Raw genomic sequence first — 23,405 nt, forward strand, 5'->3', positions numbered from 1 at the left:
TGATTGCAGACGAGCGGGCGCGGCCTTCGGGCCGCGCCTTTTTCATACCCTGGAGTCGGCGATGAAATCGGAATAGAATTCGTTGGCCGTCCTTGCCTTGCGCATGGCGGCGAGCACGCCGTCCGATTGCAGCCGCCGGGCGATGGCGGACAGCACGTTCAGATATTCGCCGCGGTTGTTCTCCCCGAAAAGCAGCACGACGGCGATGTCGGCCGGGATATCGTCGATCGCCTCGAAATCCAGCGGCCGGGAAAAGCGGAAGAGCAGACCACGCGGGCTGCTCATGCCGTCGATCGCCGCATGCGGAATGGCGATGCCGTTGCCGATCCCGGTGGAGCCAAGCTTTTCGCGGGCTTCGAGCGCCTTCAGGATGATTTGCGCATCGACGGAAAAGGCCATGGCCGCCTTGTCAGCAATGGTCTGCAGCGCCCGCCCTTTTGTCGGAGCCGACACGCCGAGGAAAGTGTGTTCCGGCCGGATGATGTTGGGAAGGTTCATGGCATTCTCGATATAGTCGGCTCGAAGGTCGGCAAGGGGGAAGGGGAAGGATGTCAGTCCGGTTCTCTGAGCCGGTAGCCGACGCCGGTCTCGGTGGTAATATAGTGCGGCTGATCCGGAATCTTCTCGACCTTTTGCCTGATCTGTCTGATGTAGACGCGCAGATATTGCACGTCAGCCGCCGGCCCCCAGACCTGCTTCAACAGAAACTGGTGTGTCAGCACCTTGCCGGCATGCTGGGCGAGCACGCGCAGAATGTCGTATTCCTTCGGCGACAGTTTCAGGTCCTCGCCGTCGACCTTGACGATACGCTTGACGAGGTCGATCGACAGGCCGCCGGTCTGGAAGATCGCCCTTTCCCCCTGCTGCTGCAGCCGGTGGCGCAGCGCCACGCGGATGCGGGCGCCGAGTTCGTTGATACCGAAGGGCTTGGTGACGTAATCGTCGGCGCCGCTTTCCAGCGCCTTGACGATGCCGGCCTCGTCGGTGCGGCTGGACAGGATGACAACCGGCATGGAAAGCCCTCCGTCGCGCCACGCCTGCAAAAGGTCATGACCCGGCGTGTCGGGCAGGCCAAGGTCGAGCACGACGAGGTCGGGCATGTCGTCGGCGACCGACTGGCGGGCGCTTTCGGCGTTCGGCGCCTCCTGCACATCGTAGCCCTGCGCGGTCAGCCCGACGCGGAGCAGCTTGCGGATCGGCGGCTCGTCGTCGACGACGAGGATTTTGACGGCTGAACCGCTCATTTGAGTTCATCCAGTTTCGGAATGTCGTTGGGTTTCGGCAGCCGGATGGTGAAGGTGGCGCCCGGGCGGCCCCTCCGGTTTCCGGCCGTGATCGTGCCGCCCATCGCCTCGATGAAGCCGCGGCAGATGGACAGGCCAAGCCCGGTACCGGCGCGCACCTGGTCGCCCTTGCGCACCCGGTAGAAAGTGTCGAAGACGCGGGCAAGGTCGGCCGGCGGAATGCCCGGGCCTTCGTCCAAAACCTGCACGACGACATTGTCGGCGTCGGCCCAGCCTTCGATGTGGATCACCGATCCCGCAGGCGCGTATTTGGCGGCATTGTCGAGCAGGTTGAAGATCACCTGCTCGAACAGGACAGGATCGACCCGCACCATCGGCAGCTCGGCCGGAATGCTCATCTCGGTCTTGTGGTGCTCGAGGATCTTTGCGGCGCGGGCGAGCGCCGTGCCGACGATATCGCCGGCATAGTGCAGCGCAGAGTTCGGCTCCATCGCGCCGGACTCGATCTTGGTCATGTCGAGCAGGTTGGCGATGAAACGGTTGAGCCGCTCGGATTCGTCGACGACGGTGGACAGCAGGTCGGCGCGATCCTCCTCCGGCATCGAGGCGAAATAATCGCGCAGCGTGCCGGCGGCGCCGAGGATGGCGGCAAGCGGCGTCTTCAGATCGTGCGAGATCGAGGTGAGCAAAGCCGAGCGCAGCCGGTCGGCTTCGGCCGCAAGCCTTGCCCGGTCGACGTCGGCGACGAGCTGGATGCGTTCGATGGCAAGGGCTGCCTGGTCGGCCAGCGCATCGAGCAGCCGCTGCTGCTCGGGCGTCAGCAGCGGCCCGTCGCGGCGGTCGCTGTCGAGGCCGATGACGCCGACGGCGGTGCGCCCGGTTCGGAGCGGCACATACAGGCGCTTGGCGCCGGGCAGGGTGTCGGCGCCGCGGCCGGCGGCGTGATTGTGCTCCCAGGCCCAGCGGGCGGCGGCGATATCGGCATCGTCGAGCGTGTCATCGGGCGGATAGCCGGCCTTGACGGCGATGCTGCCGTCCTCGGGCAGCAGCAGCACCACGCGAACCTTCAGCATCGAGGCGAGCTGGAAGGCGGTCGCCCAGAGCACGTCGTCGAGCGTGCCGGTGCCGGCGAGCTTTTTCGAGAAGAGATAGAGATCTTCGGTCGTGCGCGCCCGCTGCCGGGCGGCGGCGGCCTGGCGCTGCACGGTCGCGGTCAGGTTGCTGGCGATGATGGCGACGCCGAGGAAGAAGAAGAAGGCGAGCACGCTTTCCGGATCGCTGATCGTCAGCGTGTAGCGCGGCGGCAGGAAGAAGAAGTTGAAGGACAGCGCGCCGAGAATGCAGCTGTAGAGCGCCGGCCGCAGGCCGTGGAGGACGGCGGAGGTCAGCACCGCCATCAGAAACACCAGGGCGAGGTTGCGCACATCGAGCACCTGGTCGAGCACGATGCTGACGCCGAGCGCGATGGCGACATAGCCGGTCGCCAGCAGATAGGCCCGAAAATCCAGCTGCGGCGCGGCGGCGGCGGCCTTGATGCCGCGCGCGGTGGTGCCGTCCTTCTCGGTGCCCGAGATGACATGGACGCTGATCTCGCCGGTCTTGCGGATCAGCTCGTCGGTGATCGAGCGGCCCCACCAGTCGCGCCATGTCGGCTTCTTCGGGGCGCCGATGACGATATGGGTGACGTTGTTGGCGGTGGCGTGGCGCACGAGTTCCTCGGCCACCTCGCGGCCGGGAATGGTGATCGCCTCGCCGCCGAGCTGTTCGGCAAGCCGCAGTGTGGCGGCGATCGTATCGCGCTCGGCTTCGCTGAGGTTGATCGAGCGGTTGGTCTCGATATAGACGGCGGCCCAGGGCGCCCGCAGCCGCGAGGCCATGCGCGAGGCGTAGCGCACCAGCGAGGCCGAGCGCGGGTGATGATCGACGGAGACGAGGACGCGGTCGCCCGCCGCCCAGGGGCCTGATATGGCGTGAGCCTGCATGTGGGTCAGCAGCTGGTCGTCGACGCGCTGGGCAGTCTTGCGCAGCGCCAACTCCCGGAGCGCCGTCAGGTTGCCCGGCGTGAAATAATTGGTCAGCGCCCGCTCGGCCGTGCGCGGCATGTAGACCTTGCCGTCATGCAGGCGCTTGATCAGATCGTCCGGGGTCAGATCGATGATCTCGACATCGTCGGCAAGATCGATGATCGAATCCGGCACCGTCTCGCGCACCCGGATACGGGTGATCTGCGAGACGACGTCGTTCAGGCTCTCGACATGCTGGATGTTGAGCGTCGTATAGACGTCGATGCCGCGATCGAGCAATTCCTTGACGTCGAGGTAACGTTTCGGATGGCGGCTGCCTTCGGCATTGGTGTGGGCGAGTTCGTCGACGAGCACGAGATCCGGCCGGCGGGCGAGGATGCCGTCGAGGTCCATTTCCTCGAGCAGCCGGCCCTTATAGTCGATTTCGACGCGGGGAATGATCTCGAAGCCGGCGACGAGCGCCTCGGTCTCCTTGCGGCCATGGGTTTCGACGACGCCGATGACGACGTCGAGACCATCGGCGAGCTTGGCGCGGCCGGAGATCAGCATTTCGTAGGTCTTGCCGACACCTGGGGCGGCCCCCAGAAAAATCTTCAGACGGCCGCGCATCTCCGCCCGGGCTTTTTCGAGAAGCGCATCGGGCGATGGCCTGCCGGCCTGGTCGCGATTGTCGTCTGGCATGCGTGTGGTCTTTCTGCAGATGCCTGTGCTTGAGGATGGGCGCTACGTCTCCTGCTCCCTCATTCCTGTGCTCGTCACAGGAATCCAGCCACGCGAAGTCCTTCGCGTGAAAGGAAGTCTCCCGCGTCGCAGACGCGACGCTGCTGGATCCCTGTGACAAGCACAGGGATGAGGGAGGAGAAGGCGGCACCCAGCCAACGAAACTCACTCAGTCATAGAAGCATCAAGGCTCTGGTTCAACGCCAGAACATTGACCGTGGGTTCGCCGAGAAGGCCGAGTTCGCGGTGGTGAACGGCGCCGTCGACCAGCGCCTTCACTTTGGCCTCGTCAAGGCTCCGCGCCTTGGCGACACGGGCCACCTGGAAATAGGCGGCCTCCGGCGAAATGTCGGGATCGAGGCCGCTGCCCGAGGCGGTGACGAGGTCGGCGGGCACGTCGGCAGTCGGGTTTTCCGCCTTGGCCGCCTCGTAGTCGCCCTTGACCCGGTCGATCAGTTTCTGGCTGGTCGGGCCGAGGTTGGAACCGCTGGAGGCGGCGGCATTGTAGCCGTCGCCGGCAGCCGAGGGTCGGCCGTGGAAATATTTGTCTGTCGTGAAGGCTTGGCCGATCAGCGTCGAACCGATCACCTGGCCGTTCTTCTCGACGAGGCTGCCATTCGCCTGGGTAGGAAAGAGCGCCTGGGCGGCCCCCGTCATGGCGAGTGGATAGAGAAGCCCTGTTATGGCGGTGGTGGCAACGATCATGACGACTGCCGGGCGAAATTCTTTCAACATTGTTGTTACTCCTTGACGTGTTCACGCGGAGACGGTTCCCGGTGAGGAACCGGATCTTCCGCTAGGCGAGGCCGAGGGCGGCGACGGCCATGTCGATCGCCTTGATGCCGATGAAGGGGACGATGATGCCGCCGAGGCCGTAGATCAGCAGGTTGCGCGACAGCAGCGCGCCGGCGCCGATCGGGCGGTAGCGGACACCTTTCAGCGACAGCGGGATCAGCGCGATGATGATCAGCGCGTTGAAGATGATCGCCGAGAGGATGGCGCTTTGCGGCGTCGAAAGCCCCATGATGTTCAGGATGCCGAGCTGCGGGTAGAAGGTCAGGAACATCGCCGGGATGATGGCAAAATACTTGGCGATGTCGTTGGCGATCGAAAAGGTCGTCAGCGCGCCGCGGGTCATCAAAAGCTGCTTGCCGATCTCGACGATCTCGATGAGCTTCGTCGGATCCGAATCGAGGTCGACCATGTTGCCGGCCTCGCGGGCGGCGACCGTGCCGGTGTTCATGGCGACGCCGACATCGGCCTGGGCGAGTGCGGGCGCATCGTTGGTGCCGTCGCCGCACATGGCGACGAGCTTGCCCTTGGCCTGTTCCTCGCGCATCAGCGCCAGCTTCATCTCCGCCGTCGCCTGGGCGAGGAAATCGTCGACGCCGGCCTCGGCGGCAATGGCGGCCGCCGTCAACGGGTTGTCGCCTGTTATCATCACCGTGCGGATGCCCATGCGGCGCAGCTCGGTGAAACGTTCGCGGATGCCGCCCTTGACGATATCCTTGAGCTGGATGATGCCGAGCAGCCTGCCGTCGCGGGCAACCGCGAGCGGCGTGCCGCCCGATTTGGCGACCTCGTCGGCGATCGACTGCAACTCGCGGACGATCTCGCTGCCGTTCTTCGAGGGGGCGTCGCCATTGACATAGGCGAGAACCGTATCGACCGCGCCCTTGCGGATCGAGGCGCCTTCGAGATCGACGCCGCTCATCCGGGTCTGGGCGGTGAAGGGCACGAAGGTCGCCTTGAGGCTTGCCATGTCGCGGCCGCGGATCGCGTATTTCTCCTTGGCGAGCACGACGATGGAGCGTCCCTCCGGCGTTTCGTCGGCCAGCGAGGCAAGCTGGGCGGCATCGGCGAGATCCTGTTCGGACACGCCGTGGACCGGCCGGAAGCTGGTCGCCTGGCGATTGCCGAGCGTGATCGTGCCTGTTTTGTCGAGCAGCAGCGTGTCGACGTCGCCGGCGGCTTCGACGGCGCGGCCGGACATGGCCAGCACGTTGAAGCGGACAAGGCGGTCCATGCCGGCAATGCCGATCGCTGACAAAAGCGCGCCGATCGTCGTCGGGATCAGGGTGACGAAGAGGGCGACGAGAACGATGATCGGGATCGAGCCGCCGGCATAGATGGCAAAGCTCGGGATCGTCGCGGTGGCGAGCACGAAGATCAGCGTCATGCCGGCAAGCAGGATGTTGAGCGCGATCTCGTTCGGCGTCTTCTGGCGCTCAGCGCCCTCGACCAGCGAAATCATCCGGTCGAGGAAGGTCGCGCCGGCCGCCGCGGTGATGCGCACGCGGATCCAGTCGGACAGCACCTGGGTGCCGCCGGTGACGGCCGAGCGGTCGCCGCCGGATTCGCGGATGACCGGGGCGGATTCACCCGTGATCGCCGCTTCGTTGACGGAGGCGACACCTTCGATCACTTCGCCGTCCGACGGGATGATGTCGCCGGCCTCGACGAGCACGATATCGCCGACCTTGAGGCTGGTGCCCGGCACCATGCGATAGTCGTTGCCATTACTACCGGTCAGCAGTTTCGCCTGGGTTTCGGTGCGCGCCTTGCGCAGCGAATCCGCCTGCGCCTTGCCGCGGCCTTCAGCGACGGCTTCGGCGAAATTGGCGAAGAGCACGGTGAACCAGAGCCAGAGATTGATCTGGAAGGAGAAGCCGAGATTGCCGTTGCCGGTGACGAGGTCGCGCAGGAAAAGCACGGTGGTCAGCAGCGAGACCGTGGCCACGACGAACATGACAGGATTTCTGGCCAGCGCGCGGGGGTCGAGCTTTTTCAAGGCGGCGCCGACGGCCGGAACGAGAATGCGAGAATCGATGATGCTCGCGGATTTTGCCTGGCTCATAAGAGACTCCAGCTTTGAAACGAGGATGGCGAACGAAGCCTGTGACGCAGGCTCACGGGATCGCCTCAGAAAGTCTGTCCGGCGAGGCCGACGAGGTGCTCGACGACAGGCCCGAGCGCCAGCGCCGGGAAGAAGGTCAGGCCGCCGACGATCAGGATCGTGCCGACGAGCAGGCCGACGAAGAGCGGCCCGTCCGTCGGGAAGGTGCCTGCAGAGGCCGGAACCCTCTTCTTGGCGATCAGCGAACCGGCAATGGCCAGCGCCGGGATGATGACCAGGAAGCGGCCGGCGAGCATGCCGATGCCGAGCGTCACGTTGTACCAGGGCGTATTGCCGGTCAGGCCGCCGAAGGCCGAGCCGTTATTGGCCGCAGCCGAGGTATAGGCATAGAGGATTTCGGAGAAGCCGTGCGGACCGGCGGTACCGACCGAGGCGACGGCGGAGGGCAGAACCGTGGCGATCGCGGTGAAGACCAGCATGGCGAGCGGCAGGCAGAGGATGGCGAGGATGGCCATCTTCATTTCCTTCGCTTCGATCTTCTTGCCGAGATATTCCGGTGTGCGCCCGACCATCAGGCCGGCGACGAAGACGGCGACGATGATGAACAGCAGGATGCCGTAGAAGCCGGCGCCGACACCGCCGACGATGATCTCGCCGAGCTGCATGTTGATCAGCGGAATGAGGCCGCCGAGCGCGGTGAAGCTGCCATGCATGGCGTTGACCGCGCCGCAGGAGGCGGCGGTGGTGACGACCGCAAAGAGCGACGAAAGCGCCACGCCGAAGCGGACTTCCTTGCCCTCCATGTTGCCGCCGTGAAGGCCGAAGGCGTGCATCAGCGGATTGCCGGCGGCTTCCGCCCAATAAGTGACGGTGACGCCGGCGAGGAACAGCACGCCCATCGTGGCAAGGATCGCCCAGCCCTGGCGCTGGTTGCCGACCATGCGGCCGAAGACGTTGGTCAGCGCCGCGCCGATGGCGAAGATCGAGACCATCTGGATGAGGTTGGAGATCGCGTCCGGGTTTTCGAACGGATGGGCGGAATTGGCGTTGAAGAAGCCGCCGCCATTGGTGCCGAGCATCTTGATCGCCAGTTGCGAGGCGACGGGGCCGAGGGCGATCGTCTGCCGTGCGCCTTCGAGCGTCGTCGCATTGACATAGGGTCCGAGCGTCTGCGGCACGCCGAGATAGACATAGGCGAGCGTCAGCACGATCGAGATCGGCAGCAGCACGTAGAAGGTTGCCCTGGTCATATCGACCCAGAAATTGCCGATGGCCTTGCCCGAGGCGCGCGAGAAGGCGCGGATGAAGGCCAGCGCGATGGCGATGCCCGTTGCCGCTGAAACGAAGTTCTGGACGGTGAAGCCGGCCATCTGGGTGAGATAGGACATCGTGCTTTCGCCGCCGTAGTTCTGCCAGTTGGTATTGCTGACGAAGCTGACGGCGGTATTGAAGGAAAGCTCCGGCGGGACGGCCGCCATGCCGGCCGGATTATAGGGGAGGCCGGCCTGGAGGCGCTGCAGCGCATAAAGCACGATGACGCCGAGAAGATTGAACGCCAGCATGGCGAAGGCATAGGAGGTCCAATGCTGCTCCTCTCTCTCGCTGGTGCCGGCGGCGCGGTAAAGCCCGCGTTCGATGGGAGCGAGGACGGGGGAGAGGAAAGTGCGTTCGCCGCTGAAGACACGCGTCATATAGCCGCCGAGCGGTTTGACGAGCGCAAGAACGATCCCGCAATAAAGCAGGATCTGAAGCCATCCGTTGAGGGTCATGGAGGTAGACTTTCTATAACCGGCTGGCTCCCGGTCGCGCATGAGCGACCTCGGAAGCGCCGGCTTTCTTCAAAAGCGCTCCGGGCGAAGCAGAGCGTAGGTGAGGTAAAGGGTGAGAAACACGGTCACCGCGCCGCTCAAGACATAATCGAGGGTCATGGCGCTTCTCCCGCTAAAGCCTGTCGCAGGCTCTGGTGTAGGCAAAGCACAGCGCGAAGAAGATGATCGCGGTGCCGAGTAGAATGATATCCATCATGATCGTGACTCCTGTCGTTCGTCCTGGAGTCAGACAAGACAAAAGGCGCCATCCGGGGGGAGGGCCGCCTTTCATGCTTTCTGGCGTGGAGATGATCGTTCGATCTCTCGGCCATGAATATGGAGCCGAAGGGCATAAAGGTTCGAGACGGGCCGGCGGCCGTCTATATAAAAATCTTATAAATGCTCTTATAAATGCTTTTCAGTAAGCGAGCTAAAGCGCGTCGCATCAAATTTGATTCATGCGACGCGCTTTAGCCCTTTGTTTTTATGCATGTCGTTGTCCCGGAACCGCTGCACACTTCCGGGCGACATGCATTAAGGATCGACCCGGAACTGGTATCGGCCTTCGGCGCTGTGGCCGTCCATCGAGAGCACGCGCCAGTCGACGGTATAGAGGCCGGGCGCCATGGCAGGATCGAGCGGAATTTTGAAGATCGATCCCTCAGGGCCGGAGAGAAACGGCTTGCCTGTGGGAAGCGCCGTACCCTCGGCATCGAACAGCACGGCCGTCGAACGGGCAAGATCGACCGGTCCGGTGAAGGTGAGCTCGAGATTGGCAGGAACGAGCCGTTGTTCCTGGTGTTGCGATGGGAGCGAGGCTTGTTCCAAGGCCGCAGACGCTTCACTTGCGGTGAAGAGAAGGAAGGCGAACAGACAGAATGACGCGATCGACTTCATGATGGTCTTCCTTGTGCCGATCCGCATGTGCCCGGAGCCCTCATGCTTCCGTGACGCCACGCCGACGCATCACTATTAACGCTGCGGAGGAGGATTTCGATCCCTAGTTTTTGCGATAAGGCGCACCGGCCGCGGCCGATGGCCTTTCGGCAGCGCGGCGATCAGGTCCGCAAGCCGCTGCCAGAATTTCCGGAATGACCTGGATAATGTTGGGCCGTTTTTCATCTCTCTGCCTGTCCTCGTCGCCGGGGGATCTCGAACTGAGACCCCAGGGATCTCGAATTGAGAATGTACTCCCCGTCGGCCTCGGCTGGAATCATACGGAGGTCTTGGAGCGTGAATCTTTCGGATTATAGAAAATGGGCATTTCATCATCGGTTGAGCAAAAGCTTGATCGGTGCGATTGAATTGCCGCCGCTTACGGTCTTATAGTCCGTGTCGACGGCACCCGATGAATCGCGGGGGCAAAAGGGAAGGAAACTGATCATGACCAAAGTCCGTGCGCTGGTGCTGGAGCGCCAGCATGAGCTTGCGCTTCGCGATATCGATCTGCCGCTGGAGACAGGACCGGGGCAGGTCAAGATCAGGGTTCATACCGTCGGCGTCTGCGGTTCGGACGTGCATTATTACACCCACGGCAAGATCGGTCCCTTCGTCGTCAACGCGCCGATGGTGCTCGGCCACGAGGCGGCGGGCACGGTGGTCGAGGTCGGCTCCGGTGTCACGCATCTGAAAGTCGGCGACCGCGTCTGCATGGAGCCCGGCATCCCCGACCCGAATTCCAAGGCAAGCCGGCTCGGCATGTACAATATCGATCCCGCCGTCAGTTTCTGGGCGACGCCGCCGGTTCATGGCGTGCTGACGCCGGAGGTCGTGCATCCCGCCAACTATACCTTCAAGCTGCCCGACAATGTCAGCTTTGCCGAAGGCGCCATGGTCGAGCCCTTCGCGGTCGGCATGCAGGCGGCGAGCAAGGCCAAGATTGCGCCCGGCGATACCGCCATCGTTCTTGGCGCCGGCCCGATCGGCACGATGGTGGCGATTGCGGCCCTTGCCGGCGGCTGCGCCCGGGCGATCGTTGCCGATCTCGCCCAGCCGAAGCTCGATATCGCCGCGCAATATCAGGGCGTCATCCCAGTCAACATCCGCGAGACGAATCTGATCGAAGAAGTGGGCAGGCTGACCGACGGCTGGGGCGCCGACGTCGTCTTCGAATGTTCCGGTTCGCCGAAGGCCTGGGAGACGATCATGGCGCTGCCGCGCCCGGGTGGCGTCATCGTCGCCGTCGGCCTGCCGGTCAATCCTGTTGGTTTCGACGTCTCGACGGCGACGACCAAGGAAATCCGCATCGAAACGGTGTTCCGTTACGCCCATCAGTATGAGCGCTCGATCGCGCTGCTCGGCTCGGGCCGTGTCGATCTGAAGCCGCTGATATCGGAGACCTTCACCTTCGAGGATTCGATCAAGGCCTTCGACCGGGCCGTCGAGGCGCGGCCGAGCGACGTGAAGCTGCAGATCGTCATGGAGTAGGGCGCCGCACCACGTCTATGAGTGCCCGGCACTCGGTCTCATCTTGCGAAGGGCAAGCGCGGCGGCTGCGACAACAGCCGCGGCTCCGACCGCGATCAGCAGATGGCGGTGAAGGGGGAGGTGGCCCAATGTCTGCTGGATTCCGTGCCCGAAGAGATAACCGAGCGCGGTGAAAAGCTGTCCCCAGACCAGTGCGGCTACCGCATTCAGGACGACGAATTTCCCGGTCGATATCCTAGTCGTCCCGATGACGACGGGGCTGATCGTCCGCAACCCGACCAGAAAACGAAAGGCAAGGATGAAGCCTGTGGGATATGTTTCCAGAAGCCGGGTGACGCGGGCAAGCGCCGGTCTTTCCAGCAGCCGGCGGACGAGGCTCCATCGGGCGGCGTATCGGCCGGCAAAGAACCAGAACTGGTCGCCGGCGAAGGATCCGGCGGTTGCCGCAGACGCTGCCGCCCAATAGGTAAGCAGGCCGCGATGAGCGATCACGCCGCCCAGGAAAGCGGCCGTTTCGCCTTCGAAGGCAGCCCCCAGAAAAATTGCCAGCAGGCCGTAATTCTCGATCAGCAGTTCGATAGACATGGCGACCCGCCCCCAGCTGTTTCCGAAGCGTCAGGTCAAGGCTAAACCGGCTTCAGATCCCCGAGCAGCGTCGGGATCAGCTCCGACACCGTTGGATGGATCGGCACAGACCATTTCAGCGTGGGATAGGTTGTGCCGGCATTCATCGCGTCGATCAGGCCGTGGATCACCTCGTCGCCCTCGATGCCCAAAATCGCCGCACCGAGAATCTCCTTGGTTTCGGCGTCGGCCACCACTTTCATGAAGCCCTTGGTCTCGCCGCGTTCATTGGCACGGCCGACGCGGCTCATCGGGCGGGTCGAGACCATGATCCTGCGCCCCGACTCGCGCGCCTGCTTTTCCGTCATGCCGACGCGGCCAAGCGGCGGGTCGATATAAAGCGCATAGGCCGGGATGCGACTCGACACCTTGCGGTCGTCGCCGTCGAGGAGGTTGGCGGCGGCGATCTCGAAATCATTGTAGGACGTGTGGGTGAAGGCGCCGCGGCCGTTGCAGTCGCCGAGCGCAAAGATGCCCTCGACATTGGTGGCGAGCCGATCGTCGACGGTAATATAGCCACGTTTGTCGGTGGCGACGCCCGCGGCCTCGAGGCCGAGATCGTCGGTATTCGGCTTGCGGCCGGTGGCGATCAGCACATGGCTCGCATCGATTTTCGCCGCGCCGGCGGTGACGCTCACCCCATTGCCGTTTCCAGCAAAGGCGATGTTGCCGGCGTCGGTATGGACGCCGATGCCTTCCGAACGCAGGATCTCGGCGATCGCATCGGATATATCTTCGTCCTCGCGCGAAGCAAGCTTCGGCCCGTGCTCGATGACGCTGACCTCGGCGCCGAAGCGGCGATACATCTGCGCGAATTCCAGCCCGATATAGCTGCCGCCGATGACGGCCAGATGCCGCGGCAGCGTGTCGAGATGGATGATCGAGGTGCTGGTGAGATAGTCGATGTCATCGATGCCGGGCAGTTCGGGAATGACGGGCCGCGCCCCGACATTGAGGAAGATGCGCGGCGCGCTCAGCGTGTCGCCGTTGACGCTGACGGTCTTCTGACCCTCGAAGCGGGCATGACCATAGATCACGCTCATGCCGTCCATCCCGGCAAACCAGCCGATCAGGCCGTTGCGGGCATTCATCGTCACCGTTTCGGCGCGGGCTCTGACCACCTTCATGTCGATGGCGATGTCGCCCGGAATATTGACGCCGTAGGCGGCGGCACTTCTGGCGACATGGGCGGCACGGGCGCTGGCGACCAGCGTCTTCGTCGGCATGCAGCCGGCATTGACGCAGGTGCCGCCGAGGAATTTGCGCTCGATCAGCGCGACCTTCATGCCCTTTTCGACCATGCGGGCGGCGAGGAACGGGCCGGCCTGGCCGGCGCCGATGACGATGGCGTCGAAGCTTTTCATGACATGGCCACCACGATCAGCGCCGCGCCGACGACGGCGACGGCATCCTCGATGAGGGCGGCCGGCAGGTCCTTGCCGAAGGAGGCGGCGAGCCTGGCGCGGACGGCGGCACCGCCATAGGTGCCGATGACGGCGCCGATCACGCCGGCGATCAGCCCGCCGAAGAGCAGGCCGCTGGCGGCGCCGATTGTCGCCCCGGCGAGCGCCCCGGTGACGATACGGGCGGAAAACTGCACCGGCACCTTGCGTGACGGCGTCGAGGGCAGCTGATCGGTGATCAGCTCGACGATGGCGAAAACCGTGAAGATCCACGGCGTCCAGCGGTAACCCATGAAGGCAAGCGGCGTTTGCGAGACGTCGAACCAGCCGAGTGCTGCGCCCCAGGCGACGGCAGCGGGCGCGGTCATGGCGCGCAGGCCGGAGATGACACCGATCAGCAATGCAAGAAGCAGAAACATGCGCGATCCCCCTCATTGCCGGCGTCGTGCCGCGAGAGGGAAGGTTGCATATTGTCAGGCGCGTGGCAATTCGCCTTGCCGCGCCGGGAGTTTAGTTCGCGAAGGCGGCGATGCCGGTGATCGCCCGGCCGATGATCAGCGCGTGGATGTCGTGCGTGCCCTCATAGGTGTTGACCACTTCGAGGTTGACGAGATGGCGGGCGATGCCGAATTCGTCGGAGATGCCGTTGCCGCCGAGCATGTCGCGGGCCGCGCGCGCGATCTCCAGCGCCTTGCCGCAGCTGTTGCGCTTGAGGATCGAGGTCAGCTCCACCGGCGGATGGCCTTCCTCCTTCATGCGGCCGAGCCGCAGGCAGCCCTGCAGGCCGAGCGAGATCTCCGCCGCCATGTCGGCGAGCTTCCTCTGGATCAGCTGATTGGCGGCAAGCGGCCGGCCGAACTGCTTGCGCTCGAGCGTGTACTGCCGTGCCCTGGCATAACAATCCTCGGCGGCCCCGAGCGCGCCCCAGGCAATGCCGAAACGGGCCGAGTTGAGGCAGGTGAACGGCCCCTTGAGGCCGGTGACGCCGGGCAGAAGATTTTCCTCCGGCACGAAGACTGCGTCCATCACCACTTCGCCGGTGATCGAGGCGCGCAGGCCGACCTTGCCGTGGATGGCCGGGGCCGAAAGCCCCTTCCAGCCCTTTTCGAGGATGAAGCCGCGGATGAGGCCGTCCTCGGTCTTGGCCCAGACGACGAAGACATCGGCGATCGGTGCATTCGAGATCCAGGTCTTCGAGCCGGTGAGGCTGTAGCCGCCGTCGACCTTCTTGGCGCGGGTCGCCATCGAGCCGGGATCGGAGCCATGATCGGGCTCGGTCAGGCCGAAGCAGCCGATCCATTCGCCGCTGGCAAGCTTCGGCAGGTATTTCTGCTTCTGCGCCTCAGACCCGAAGGTTTCGATCGGCACCATGACCAGCGAGGACTGCACGCTCATCATCGACCGGTAGCCGCTGTCGACCCGTTCGACCTCGCGGGCGATCAGCCCGTAGGCGGTGTAACCGAGGCCGGCGCCGCCGTAATCGGGGGAAATCGTCGGACCGAGCAGGCCGAGTTCACCCATTTCGCGGAAGATTGCGGGATCGGTCTTTTCATGGCGGAAGGCGTCGAGGACGCGGGGCGCGAGCTTTTGCTGCGCGTAGGCATGGGCGGTATCCTGCACCATGCGCTCCTCGTTGGTCAGCTGCTCCACCAGGCGGAACGGATCGGCCCAGTCGAAAACCTCGCGCGTCTGCTGCATGGCGGCGTCTCCTCACCCACGATTCAGGCTTCCTCGCTCAAGGTCGCATAGACCCGCCAGCCGACCGCGTCAACAGAAGCCAGCCTATCGAAAATACGGGGCGCGCCATCTTTTCAAAAGCGTCGGCATGCTCCACTTTGCCCGCGTTCGATTCTGGAACGAGGAGGCGGAAATGACGTCAAGCGATCTGTTCGTATCGGCCGAAGGCGCCGAATGGGTCAATCCGGAGCCCGGCGTTACCAGGCGCATCATGACCTATCTGCCGGAGATGATGATGGTGGAGGTGGTGTTCGAAAGCGGCGCTGTCGGTGCGGCCCATTCGCATCCGCATATCCAGGCAAGTTATGTCGCCGAGGGCAGTTTCGAGGTGACGATCGACGGGCGGACCGAGGTGCTGCGGCAGGGCGGCAGCTTCATCGTGCCGCCCAATCTTGTCCATGGCGTCAAGGCGCTGGAAAAGGGCCGGCTGATCGATGCCTTCACGCCGCACCGGGCCGAGTTCCTCAAATAGTCACGTTTCGGCGTCCGATCGGCGCGCCGGGCCGGCGGCGGTGACATAGGGCGGCACGAAGCGCGCATCCTTGCCGCGCACCGCCTCACGCAGGAAGTCGATGACGGCGCGTACGCGCGGCGCCTGTTTCAGGTCGCGATGGCAGGTGATCCAGTACTGGCGCTTGAGGTCGATTTCCGCGGGCAGCACCCGCACCAGCTCGGGATAACGGCTGGCGAAGAAATAGGGCAGGATGCAGAGGCCGAGGCCGTTTCGCGTGGCGGTCAGCTGCGCGAAGATGCTGGAGCTCTGGAACTGCGGCTTGATGCGCGGATGCACATCGCTGAGGTAATCCAGGCCCGGCGCGAAAATCATCTCCTCGATATAGCTGACGAAGGGATGCTCAAGCAGATCGTCGCGGCAGGTAATCGCCGGCGCCTTCGCCAGATAGTCTCGAGAGCCGTAAATCTGCAGATGATAGTCGGTCAGCTTCTCGGCGAAATAGGGCCCGCCCTTCGGCTCGTCGAGCACGACGGACAGATCGGCCTCCTTGCGCGACAGCGACATGATCTGCTGGATCGTCACCAGTTCGAGCGACAGATGCGGATGCTGGGCGGCAAACCGATGCAGCACGGTGGCGAAGAAGAAATTGGCAAAACCTTCCGGGGCGCTCAGGCGCACCAGGCCGCGCTGCGCCATCGAGCCGTCAGCGAGGTCGGCGCGCAGCCGCTCGGTCTCCTGCTCCATTTTCTCGGCCGTCTCGACGAAGCGCGTGCCCATGGCCGTCAACACATAACCGCGCGGATTGCGCTCGAACAGCTTGACCTTGAGGGTGAATTCCAGCCGGTCGATGCGCCGCGAAACGGTGGCATGGCTGGAGCGCAGCTGGCGGGCGGCCGTCGACAGCTGCCCGGTGCGGGCGACGGCGAGAAAAAACTGCAGATCGTCCCAGGTAAACTGCGGTGGATTGTTCATCGCCATTTCTTTCGTTCAACAACCAATAACGCATAGCATGGTCTTGCGCTATTGAAACAATTCATTGTTTTTATTTGCGTTTTAACATCAGGTAAAGAATGGAGGAATCGCGGGCGGAAGATCCCGGCGAAGGCTGGGCCTTGATGAATTCGAGACGACGCCGGTGAGAAACGGGTGATGCCTCGGCGGGGGTGCTTTCAGCCATTATGCGCGAATGCTACACGGCCGCGTTTGCATTTTGAGGAACTATTGATGAAAAAATTGGTTCGCCTGCTGCTGACGATCGCGATCGCATTCGTCGTCGTCATCGGTTTTCGCTGGTATCGCTACGTTACCAACACCGACAGCCCCTATGACGAAGTCGGCATCACGCTCAACACATCCATGCCGGGCCCGCTGAATGCCTGGGGCTGCGCCAAGCTCAAGGAAACCTTCAGCGGCGCCTTGCCTCCCCACGGCTGCGCAGCCGAGAATGGGACGCAATGGAAATAACGGCAGGCTGAAACGCGCCGAATGTGCCGGAGGCGAAGGATCAACGGATGATTGGTCCTTCGTCGAACGCTGCCAGCCCTGCACAACCGTCGAAACTGCCCTAGTTCTAGCGCTGAACGCTCACTCTTTGCTCTCCCGAGGCCTGGATCGACATTGTGCAGCTCTCTTTCTGTGCAAAAATGAACAGATACTGTTTGGAATTAGTTATAAACCACCCGTTGCCTCGGGGGGGAAATTCCATGATCGTAAGACAAGGGCCGCTTGTTCTGAGGAGTGCGACCGGCCAAATTTGAACAGATCGGTAATCTGGCTAATCTCTGGGAGGAGAGAATATGCGAAAGAATCTCATTGCATCAGTTGCGTTTTTGCTCGCCAGCAGCACAGCGGTGCTCGCGCAGAGCGCGACTGACGGCAAGGTCAAGATCGGCATTCTGAACGACCAGTCGGGCGTCTATGCCGACTTTGGCGGCAAGTCTTCCGTCGAAGCCGCCAAGATGGCGGTCGAGGATTTCGGCGGCAAGGTGCTTGATGTGCCGGTCGAGATCGTCGATGCCGATCACCAGAACAAGCCGGATATCGCCTCCAACATCGCCCGCCAGTGGTACGACACCGAGCAGGTGGACGCGATCATGGAACTGACGACCTCGTCGGTGGCGCTCGCCGTGCAGGCGATCGGCAAGGAAAAGAAGAAGATCGACATCGTCACCGGTGCGGCGACGACGGATCTGACCGGCAAGGCCTGCTCGCCCTACGGCTTCCATTGGGCCTACGACACGCATGCGCTCGCCGTCGGTACCGGCGGCGCGCTCGTCAAGCAGGGTGGCGACAGCTGGTTCTTCCTGACCGCCGACTATGCCTTCGGCTATTCGCTGGAGCAGCAGACCAGCGAATACGTCAAGGCGAGCGGCGGCACGGTCGTCGGCGCCGTCCGTCATCCGCTGTCGACCCAGGACTTCTCGTCCTTCCTGCTGCAGGCGCAATCGTCCGGCGCCAAGGTGATCGGCCTTGCCAATGCCGGCCTCGATACCGCGAACGCCATCAAGCAGGCGGCTGAATTCGGCATCACCCAGGGCGGCCAGCATCTGGCGGCGCTGCTCTTCACGCTTGCCGAAGTCCATGGCCTCGGGCTTGAAGCAGCGCAGGGCCTGACGCTGACGGAAGGCTATTACTGGAACCGCGACGACGAAAGCCGCGCCTTCGCCAAAAAGTTCTTCGCCCGCACCGGCAAGATGCCGAACATGGTCCATACCGGCACCTATTCGGCGGTGACGCAATATCTGAAGGCGATACAGAAGGCCGGCACCGACGAGACGGAAGCCGTCGCCAAGCTGCTGCATGAAATGCCGGTCGACGACGTCTTCGGCCGCGGCGGCACGGTCGGCGCCAACGGCCGCATGATCCACGACATGTACCTGCTGCAGGTCAAGAAGCCGGCCGACAGCAAGGAGCCGTGGGATTACTTCAACGTGCTCGCCACCATTCCCGGCAAGGAAGCCTATATCGATCCCGCCAAGAGCGGCTGCGATCTGGTGAAGTGAGCACAATGGCGGTTTCCGCGATTGAAACGCAGGGAAAGCCGCGGGTGGTATTGTCCGCCCGCGGCCTGCGCCGCGATTTCGGCGGCTTCACGGCCGTCAAGAACGTCGATCTCGACGTCCACGACGCCAGCGTGCATGCGCTGATCGGTCCGAACGGTGCCGGCAAGACGACGGTCTTCAACCTGCTGACCAAGTTCCTGCAGCCGACCGCAGGCACGATCACGCTGATGGGCACCGACATAACAGGGACGGCACCCGACAGGGTGGCGCGCATGGGACTGGTGCGCTCCTTCCAGATCTCGGCGGTCTTCCCGCATCTCTCCGTTCTCGACAATGTGCGGGTGGCGTTGCAGCGGCCGAACAATCTTTCCACCCAGTTCTGGCGGCCGCTTTCGGCGCTCGACCGGCTGAACGAGCGCGCCGAGCAGCTGCTCGCCAGCGTCGGGCTTTCCAAGGAGCGCGATCATATCGCCGCCGATCTTTCCTATGGCCGCAAGCGCGTGCTGGAGATCGCCACCACGCTGGCGCTCGACCCGAAGGTGCTGCTGCTCGACGAGCCGATGGCCGGCATGGGGCTTGAGGACGTCGGCGTCGTCTCGGCGATCATCCGCGACGTCGCCCGCGACCGGGCGGTGCTGATGGTCGAGCACAATCTCTCGGTCGTCGCCAATATCTGCCAGCATGTGACGGTGCTGCAGCGCGGCGAGATTCTGGCCGAGGGCGATTATGCCACTGTCAGCCAGGACGAGCGCGTGCGCGTCGCCTATATGGGCACGGAGGAGCATTGATGGCCGCTCTCCTTGAAGTCCAGGGACTGAACGCCTGGTACGGCGAAAGCCATGTCCTGCACGGCGTCGACATGCGGGTGGCCGAAGGCGAGACGATCACCATTCTCGGCCGCAACGGCGTCGGCAAGACGACGACGCTGCGCACCATCACCGGCATCGTGCGCGCCCGCAAGGGCAGGATCAGCTTTGCCGGCAGCGATATGATGCAGGTGCCGCTGCACAAGACGGCGCATCGCGGCATCGGCTTCGTGCCGGAGGAGCGCGGCATCTTTTCGACGCTCACTGTTTCGGAAAACCTGCTGCTGCCGCCTGTCGTGGCCAAGGGCGGCATGACGCTCGACGAGATCTACGAACTCTTCCCCAATCTCTACGAGCGCCGCACCAGCCCCGGCACCAAGCTCTCAGGCGGCGAGCAGCAGATGCTGGCGATCGCCCGAATCCTGCGCACCGGCGTCCGGCTGCTCATTCTCGACGAACCGACGGAAGGGCTTGCTCCCGTCATCGTCCAGCGCATCGGCGAGGTGCTGCAGACGCTGAAAGGACGCGGCATGACGATCCTGCTCGTCGAACAGAACTTCCGCTTCGCCAGCCGTATTGCCGATCGCTTCTATCTGATGGATCATGGGCAGATGGTGTCGGAATTCCCGGTCGGCGAACTGCCGCAGCGCATGGATACGCTGCACAAGGTTCTGGGAGTGTGACCAGATGACGATGATCTTCGGCATTCCCCTGCAGGCGCTGCTCGGCCAGCTGTTGATCGGCCTGATCAACGGCTCGTTCTATGCGCTGCTCAGCCTCGGCCTCGCCATCATCTTCGGCCTGCTCCGGGTGATCAACTTCGCCCATGGCGCACAGTACATGCTCGGCGCCTTCGTCGCCTATCTGCTGTTGACCTATGCCGGCATCGGCTATTGGCCGTCGCTGATCCTGGCGCCCGTCATCGTCGGCCTTGCCGGTGCGATCATCGAGCGGCTGTTCCTGCGCCGGCTCTACGATCTCGATCCGCTCTACGGCCTGCTCTTCACCTTCGGGCTGGCGCTCGCCGTCGAAGGCACCTTCCGCTATCTCTACGGCTCGTCCGGCCAGCCCTATGCAACGCCGCCCGCCCTTGCCGGCGGGGCCAATCTCGGCTTCATGTTCCTGCCGATCTATCGCGGCTGGGTGGTCGTCGTCTCGCTCGTTATCTGCCTCGGCACATGGCTGCTGATCGAGAAGACCAAGCTCGGCGCCTATCTCAGGGCCGCCACGGAGAACGCCGTGCTGGTGCAGGTCTTCGGCGTCAACGTGCCGATGCTCCTGACCTTCACCTACGCGCTCGGCGCCGGCCTTGCGGCCTTTGCCGGCGTGCTGGCCGCGCCGATCTACCAGGTCTCGCCGCTGATGGGCTCGAACATGATCATCGTCGTCTTCGCCGTGGTCGTCGTCGGCGGCATGGGGTCGATCATGGGCGCGATCGTGACCGGTTATATGCTCGGCATCGCCGAGGGCCTGACCAAGGTCTTCTATCCCGAAGCTTCCAACACCGTGATCTTCGTCATCATGGCGATCGTGCTTCTCATCAGGCCCGCGGGCCTCTTCGGCCGGGATGCTTGACATGGCTGACATCACTGAAACCATCCGAACGGAAAAAAGCCGGACCGCCTTTTCGGTGCAGGCGGGCTTCCTGCTTGCGGGGCTGGTGTTCCTGCTGCTGGCGCCGTTCTTCTTCTATCCGATCTTCCTGATGAAGCTGCTCTGCTTCGCGCTCTTTGCCTGTGCCTTCAATCTGCTGCTCGGCTATACCGGCCTGCTGTCCTTCGGCCATGCCACCTTCTTCGGGGGGGCGGCCTATTTCACCGCCTATACGGTGAAATCATGGGGGCTGCCGCCGGAACTCGGCATCCTGATCGGCGTGGCGGGCGCGGCATTCCTTGGGCTGGTCATGGGCTTCTTCGCCATCCGCCGCCAGGGCATCTATTTCGCGATGATCACGCTGGCCTTGTCGCAGATGTTCTTTTTCTTCTGCCTGCAAGCGGAGTTCACCGAAGGCGAGGACGGCATCCAGTCGGTGCCGCGCGGCCATCTCTTCGGCTTCATCGATCTGAACGACTCGACCAATATGTATTATTTCGTGCTGGCCGTTTTCCTCATCGGCATCCTGATCATCTGGCGCTTCATCAATTCGCCGTTCGGCATGATCCTGAAATCGATCCGTGAAAATGAAAATCGCGCCACTTCGCTCGGCTACTCCGTGGCGCGCTACAAGCTCGGCGCCTTCGTCATGTCGGCAGCGCTGGCGGGGCTGGCGGGCGCGATGAAATCGCTGGTCTTCCAGTTCGCGACCCTGACCGACGTCGCCTGGCAGATGTCGGGCGAGGTGATCCTGATGACGCTGCTCGGCGGTATCGGAACGCTGGTCGGACCGCTCTTCGGCGCGGGGCTTGTCGTGGCGCTGCAAAATTATCTCGCCACGTCGGAATTCCCGGTGACGATCATCACCGGCGTCGTCTTCATGATCTGCGTGCTGATCTTCCGCCGCGGCATCATCGGCGAATTCTACGCTTCGCGGCTCGGGCGGAAACTGGGCTTCGTCTATCGCCGCTGAACGGGCGGACCTCTCTTTCCCAGGAACGATTTCCTTCCCGGCAAAGAGATTGGCGGCGGCAATGCGACTCTCCCTCTCCCCGTCCCGCGGGGAGAGGGAGGCAGGGGCATCTGGGGCTTCGTGCAGGGCACATGGATCGTTACGACTACATCATCATCGGGGCAGGCAGCGCCGGCTGTGTGCTTGCCAACCGGCTTTCTGCCGACGGCAAGAGCAGGGTGCTGCTGCTCGAAGCCGGCGGCAGCGACAATTACCACTGGATTCATATCCCGGTCGGCTATCTCTATTGCATCAACAATCCGCGCACCGACTGGTGCTTCACCACGGCGCCGGAAACCGGATTGAACGGCCGGGCGCTAAGCTATCCGCGCGGCAAGGTGCTCGGCGGCTGCTCGTCGATCAACGGCATGATCTATATGCGCGGCCAGGCGCGCGACTACGATCTCTGGCGGCAGATGGGCTGCACCGGCTGGGGCTGGGACGATATCCTGCCGTTCTTTCGCAAATCCGAGGATTTTTATCGCGGCGCCGACGAGATGCATGGGGCCGGCGGCGAATGGCGCATCGAGAAGGCGCGCGTGCGCTGGGCCGTGCTCGACGCCTTCCAGCAGGCGGCGAGAGAAGCCGGCATTCCGGAGACGGCGGATTTCAACCGCGGCAGCAATGAAGGTTCCGGCTATTTCGACGTCAACCAGCGTTCCGGCATTCGCTGGAACACCTCGAAAGCCTTCCTGCGCCCGGCGCGCAAGCGCTCCAACCTGACCGTGCTGACCAAGGCGCAGGTCCGGCGGCTGCTGGTGGAGGAGGGGGCCGTCGCCGGCGTTGAATTCCAGCACGACGGCGTGGCGAAACGCGCTTATGCCGCCCGAGAAACCATCCTTTCGGCCGGTTCGATCGGCTCGCCGCATATTCTCGAACTCTCCGGCATCGGCCGGGGCGATGTGCTGCAGCGGGCGGGCGTCGATGTCGTCACCGAGGTCAAGGGTGTTGGCGAGAACCTGCAGGACCATCTGCAGCTGCGCCTGGCCTATAAGGTGACCGGCGTTCCGACACTGAACGAGAAGGCGACGAAGCTGATCGGCAAGGCAGCGATCGGGCTCGAATATCTCGTCCGCCGTTCCGGGCCGATGGCGATGGCGCCGAGCCAGCTCGGCATCTTCACCCGTTCCGGGCCGGACCGGGAGACGCCGGATTTGCAATATCACGTGCAGCCGGTGTCGCTGGAGAAGTTCGGCGATCCCGTCCACCCTTTCCCGGCGATCACGGCGAGCGTCTGCAATCTGCGGCCGGAGAGCCGGGGTTCGGTGCACCTGTCGAGCCCGGATTTTGCCGCCCAGCCGACGATCAGCCCGAAATACCTCTCGACGCAGCGCGATCGTGACATAGCTGTCCGTTCGATACGGTTGACGCGCAAGATCGTCGCGCAGCCGTCCTTCGCGAGGTTCAAGCCGGAGGAGTTCAAGCCGGGCCCCAGCTATCAGACCGAGGCCGATCTGGAGCGGGCGGCGGGCGATATCGGCACGACGATCTTCCATCCGGTCGGCACCTGCCGCATGGGCGCCGACAGGGACAGCGTCGTCGATCCGCGGCTGAGGTTCCGGGCGCTCGGCAAGCTCAGGATCGCCGATGCCTCGGTGATGCCGTCGATCACCTCGGGCAACACCAATTCGCCGACGATCATGATCGCCGAAAAGGCGGCGGCGATGATCCTCGAAGACAATCGATAGGAGAAG

Annotated in this window: 22 protein-coding genes; 9 read left to right on the forward strand and 13 right to left on the reverse strand. The window is 63.6% G+C overall.

All coding sequences use genetic code 11. From position 1 onward, the window contains the following. Nucleotides 1-42: 42 nt before the first annotated feature. From CO655_RS05240 to CO655_RS05280, 8 genes are all read right to left on the reverse strand, one after another. Nucleotides 43-498, reverse strand: coding sequence for a PTS sugar transporter subunit IIA (locus CO655_RS05240; RefSeq protein ID WP_097664018.1), 456 nt, complete (start codon nt 496-498; stop codon nt 43-45). A 53-nt stretch (nt 499-551) separates the two neighbouring features. Further along, nucleotides 552-1,244, reverse strand: a complete 693-nt coding sequence (locus CO655_RS05245; RefSeq protein WP_097664019.1) for a response regulator transcription factor — start codon at nt 1,242-1,244, stop codon at nt 552-554. After that, the gene (locus CO655_RS05250; RefSeq protein ID WP_097664020.1) at nt 1,241-3,949 is read right to left on the reverse strand and encodes a sensor histidine kinase KdpD; all 2,709 of its coding nucleotides are present in this window, start codon (nt 3,947-3,949) and stop codon (nt 1,241-1,243) included. The genes CO655_RS05245 and CO655_RS05250 overlap by 4 nt, the downstream gene beginning before the upstream one ends. A gap of 204 nt (nt 3,950-4,153) precedes the next feature. Then, nucleotides 4,154-4,723 carry a potassium-transporting ATPase subunit KdpC gene (gene kdpC, locus CO655_RS05255; protein ID WP_097664021.1) on the reverse strand — a complete coding sequence of 190 codons (570 nt, stop codon included), beginning with the start codon at nt 4,721-4,723 and terminating at the stop codon, nt 4,154-4,156. A 61-nt stretch (nt 4,724-4,784) separates the two neighbouring features. Further along, a complete protein-coding gene (kdpB, locus tag CO655_RS05260) occupies nt 4,785-6,845 on the reverse strand; it encodes a potassium-transporting ATPase subunit KdpB (protein WP_097664022.1) in 2,061 nt (686 codons plus the stop codon). A gap of 65 nt (nt 6,846-6,910) precedes the next feature. Further along, on the reverse strand, nt 6,911-8,614 hold the full coding sequence (kdpA, locus tag CO655_RS05265) for a potassium-transporting ATPase subunit KdpA (RefSeq protein WP_097664023.1): 1,704 nt from the start codon (nt 8,612-8,614) through the stop codon (nt 6,911-6,913). A gap of 69 nt (nt 8,615-8,683) precedes the next feature. Then, nucleotides 8,684-8,773 (reverse strand): K(+)-transporting ATPase subunit F, encoded by a 90-nt coding sequence (gene kdpF, locus CO655_RS05270; protein WP_020923123.1) that lies wholly within the window; start codon nt 8,771-8,773, stop codon nt 8,684-8,686. Nucleotides 8,774-9,187: 414 nt separating this feature from the next. Next, complete coding sequence (locus tag CO655_RS05280; protein ID WP_097664081.1) at nt 9,188-9,550, reverse strand: copper resistance protein CopC; 363 nt, start codon at nt 9,548-9,550, stop codon at nt 9,188-9,190. A 486-nt stretch (nt 9,551-10,036) separates the two neighbouring features. On the opposite strand from CO655_RS05280, the gene CO655_RS05285 reads away from it, so the two are divergent. Next, complete coding sequence (locus tag CO655_RS05285; RefSeq protein ID WP_097664024.1) at nt 10,037-11,080, forward strand: NAD(P)-dependent alcohol dehydrogenase; 1,044 nt, start codon at nt 10,037-10,039, stop codon at nt 11,078-11,080. 15 nt (nt 11,081-11,095) lie between these two features. Here the strand turns inward: CO655_RS05285 and CO655_RS05290 are convergent, their stop codons facing one another. From CO655_RS05290 to CO655_RS05305, 4 genes are all read right to left on the reverse strand, one after another. Continuing rightward, on the reverse strand, nt 11,096-11,665 hold the full coding sequence (locus CO655_RS05290) for a DedA family protein (protein ID WP_097608545.1): 570 nt from the start codon (nt 11,663-11,665) through the stop codon (nt 11,096-11,098). A gap of 41 nt (nt 11,666-11,706) precedes the next feature. Next, nucleotides 11,707-13,068, reverse strand: a complete 1,362-nt coding sequence (locus tag CO655_RS05295) for an FAD-containing oxidoreductase (RefSeq protein ID WP_097664025.1) — start codon at nt 13,066-13,068, stop codon at nt 11,707-11,709. Then, a complete protein-coding gene (locus CO655_RS05300) occupies nt 13,065-13,526 on the reverse strand; it encodes a DUF4126 family protein (RefSeq protein WP_097664026.1) in 462 nt (153 codons plus the stop codon). The genes CO655_RS05295 and CO655_RS05300 overlap by 4 nt, the downstream gene beginning before the upstream one ends. Before the next feature lie 91 nt (nt 13,527-13,617). Next, the gene (locus CO655_RS05305; protein ID WP_097664027.1) at nt 13,618-14,805 is read right to left on the reverse strand and encodes an acyl-CoA dehydrogenase; all 1,188 of its coding nucleotides are present in this window, start codon (nt 14,803-14,805) and stop codon (nt 13,618-13,620) included. A gap of 172 nt (nt 14,806-14,977) precedes the next feature. Between CO655_RS05305 and CO655_RS05310 the strand changes: the two genes are divergently transcribed. Further along, nucleotides 14,978-15,316 carry a cupin domain-containing protein gene (locus tag CO655_RS05310; RefSeq protein ID WP_097582174.1) on the forward strand — a complete coding sequence of 113 codons (339 nt, stop codon included), beginning with the start codon at nt 14,978-14,980 and terminating at the stop codon, nt 15,314-15,316. On the opposite strand, the gene CO655_RS05315 is transcribed toward CO655_RS05310, so the two are convergent. Further along, a complete protein-coding gene (locus CO655_RS05315) occupies nt 15,317-16,270 on the reverse strand; it encodes a LysR family transcriptional regulator (protein ID WP_097664082.1) in 954 nt (317 codons plus the stop codon). A gap of 252 nt (nt 16,271-16,522) precedes the next feature. On the opposite strand from CO655_RS05315, the gene CO655_RS05320 reads away from it, so the two are divergent. The 7 genes from CO655_RS05320 (at nt 16,523) to CO655_RS05350 (ending at nt 23,399) form a co-directional block, all read left to right on the forward strand. After that, the gene (locus tag CO655_RS05320) at nt 16,523-16,762 is read left to right on the forward strand and encodes a hypothetical protein (RefSeq protein WP_010028714.1); all 240 of its coding nucleotides are present in this window, start codon (nt 16,523-16,525) and stop codon (nt 16,760-16,762) included. Between the two features lie 332 nt (nt 16,763-17,094). Further along, complete coding sequence (locus tag CO655_RS05325; protein WP_097608549.1) at nt 17,095-18,300, forward strand: ABC transporter substrate-binding protein; 1,206 nt, start codon at nt 17,095-17,097, stop codon at nt 18,298-18,300. A 5-nt stretch (nt 18,301-18,305) separates the two neighbouring features. Beyond that, nucleotides 18,306-19,088: an ABC transporter ATP-binding protein gene (locus CO655_RS05330; protein ID WP_097608550.1), complete on the forward strand. Its 783-nt coding sequence runs from the start codon at nt 18,306-18,308 to the stop codon at nt 19,086-19,088. Further along, nucleotides 19,088-19,789, forward strand: a complete 702-nt coding sequence (locus CO655_RS05335) for an ABC transporter ATP-binding protein (RefSeq protein WP_097608551.1) — start codon at nt 19,088-19,090, stop codon at nt 19,787-19,789. Before CO655_RS05330 ends, CO655_RS05335 begins: the two co-directional genes overlap by 1 nt. A 4-nt stretch (nt 19,790-19,793) precedes the next feature. Then, complete coding sequence (locus CO655_RS05340; RefSeq protein ID WP_097664028.1) at nt 19,794-20,681, forward strand: branched-chain amino acid ABC transporter permease; 888 nt, start codon at nt 19,794-19,796, stop codon at nt 20,679-20,681. A gap of 1 nt (nt 20,682) precedes the next feature. Next, complete coding sequence (locus tag CO655_RS05345; RefSeq protein WP_097608553.1) at nt 20,683-21,672, forward strand: branched-chain amino acid ABC transporter permease; 990 nt, start codon at nt 20,683-20,685, stop codon at nt 21,670-21,672. A 131-nt stretch (nt 21,673-21,803) separates the two neighbouring features. Then, the gene (locus tag CO655_RS05350; RefSeq protein WP_097608554.1) at nt 21,804-23,399 is read left to right on the forward strand and encodes a GMC family oxidoreductase; all 1,596 of its coding nucleotides are present in this window, start codon (nt 21,804-21,806) and stop codon (nt 23,397-23,399) included. The last annotated feature ends 6 nt before the right edge of the window (nt 23,400-23,405 follow it).

This window comes from Rhizobium sp. M1, assembly GCF_002531805.1.
In the GTDB taxonomy this organism is placed as follows: Bacteria; Pseudomonadota; Alphaproteobacteria; order Rhizobiales; family Rhizobiaceae; genus Rhizobium; species Rhizobium etli_C.

Bases quoted from the DNA above. Each gene is read 5' to 3' on its own strand.
- CO655_RS05240 (WP_097664018.1), bottom strand. From the start codon at position 498: ATGAACCTTCCCAACATCATCCGGCCGGAACACACTTTCCTCGGCGTG.
- CO655_RS05245 (WP_097664019.1), bottom strand. From the start codon at position 1,244: ATGAGCGGTTCAGCCGTCAAAATCCTCGTCGTCGACGACGAGCCGCCG.
- CO655_RS05250 (WP_097664020.1), bottom strand. From the start codon at position 3,949: ATGCCAGACGACAATCGCGACCAGGCCGGCAGGCCATCGCCCGATGCG.
- kdpC (WP_097664021.1), bottom strand. From the start codon at position 4,723: ATGTTGAAAGAATTTCGCCCGGCAGTCGTCATGATCGTTGCCACCACC.
- kdpB (WP_097664022.1), bottom strand. From the start codon at position 6,845: ATGAGCCAGGCAAAATCCGCGAGCATCATCGATTCTCGCATTCTCGTT.
- kdpA (WP_097664023.1), bottom strand. From the start codon at position 8,614: ATGACCCTCAACGGATGGCTTCAGATCCTGCTTTATTGCGGGATCGTT.
- kdpF (WP_020923123.1), bottom strand. From the start codon at position 8,773: ATGACCCTCGATTATGTCTTGAGCGGCGCGGTGACCGTGTTTCTCACC.
- CO655_RS05280 (WP_097664081.1), bottom strand. From the start codon at position 9,550: ATGAAGTCGATCGCGTCATTCTGTCTGTTCGCCTTCCTTCTCTTCACC.
- CO655_RS05285 (WP_097664024.1), top strand. From the start codon at position 10,037: ATGACCAAAGTCCGTGCGCTGGTGCTGGAGCGCCAGCATGAGCTTGCG.
- CO655_RS05290 (WP_097608545.1), bottom strand. From the start codon at position 11,665: ATGTCTATCGAACTGCTGATCGAGAATTACGGCCTGCTGGCAATTTTT.
- CO655_RS05295 (WP_097664025.1), bottom strand. From the start codon at position 13,068: ATGAAAAGCTTCGACGCCATCGTCATCGGCGCCGGCCAGGCCGGCCCG.
- CO655_RS05300 (WP_097664026.1), bottom strand. From the start codon at position 13,526: ATGTTTCTGCTTCTTGCATTGCTGATCGGTGTCATCTCCGGCCTGCGC.
- CO655_RS05305 (WP_097664027.1), bottom strand. From the start codon at position 14,805: ATGCAGCAGACGCGCGAGGTTTTCGACTGGGCCGATCCGTTCCGCCTG.
- CO655_RS05310 (WP_097582174.1), top strand. From the start codon at position 14,978: ATGACGTCAAGCGATCTGTTCGTATCGGCCGAAGGCGCCGAATGGGTC.
- CO655_RS05315 (WP_097664082.1), bottom strand. From the start codon at position 16,270: ATGAACAATCCACCGCAGTTTACCTGGGACGATCTGCAGTTTTTTCTC.
- CO655_RS05320 (WP_010028714.1), top strand. From the start codon at position 16,523: ATGAAAAAATTGGTTCGCCTGCTGCTGACGATCGCGATCGCATTCGTC.
- CO655_RS05325 (WP_097608549.1), top strand. From the start codon at position 17,095: ATGCGAAAGAATCTCATTGCATCAGTTGCGTTTTTGCTCGCCAGCAGC.
- CO655_RS05330 (WP_097608550.1), top strand. From the start codon at position 18,306: ATGGCGGTTTCCGCGATTGAAACGCAGGGAAAGCCGCGGGTGGTATTG.
- CO655_RS05335 (WP_097608551.1), top strand. From the start codon at position 19,088: ATGGCCGCTCTCCTTGAAGTCCAGGGACTGAACGCCTGGTACGGCGAA.
- CO655_RS05340 (WP_097664028.1), top strand. From the start codon at position 19,794: ATGACGATGATCTTCGGCATTCCCCTGCAGGCGCTGCTCGGCCAGCTG.
- CO655_RS05345 (WP_097608553.1), top strand. From the start codon at position 20,683: ATGGCTGACATCACTGAAACCATCCGAACGGAAAAAAGCCGGACCGCC.
- CO655_RS05350 (WP_097608554.1), top strand. From the start codon at position 21,804: ATGGATCGTTACGACTACATCATCATCGGGGCAGGCAGCGCCGGCTGT.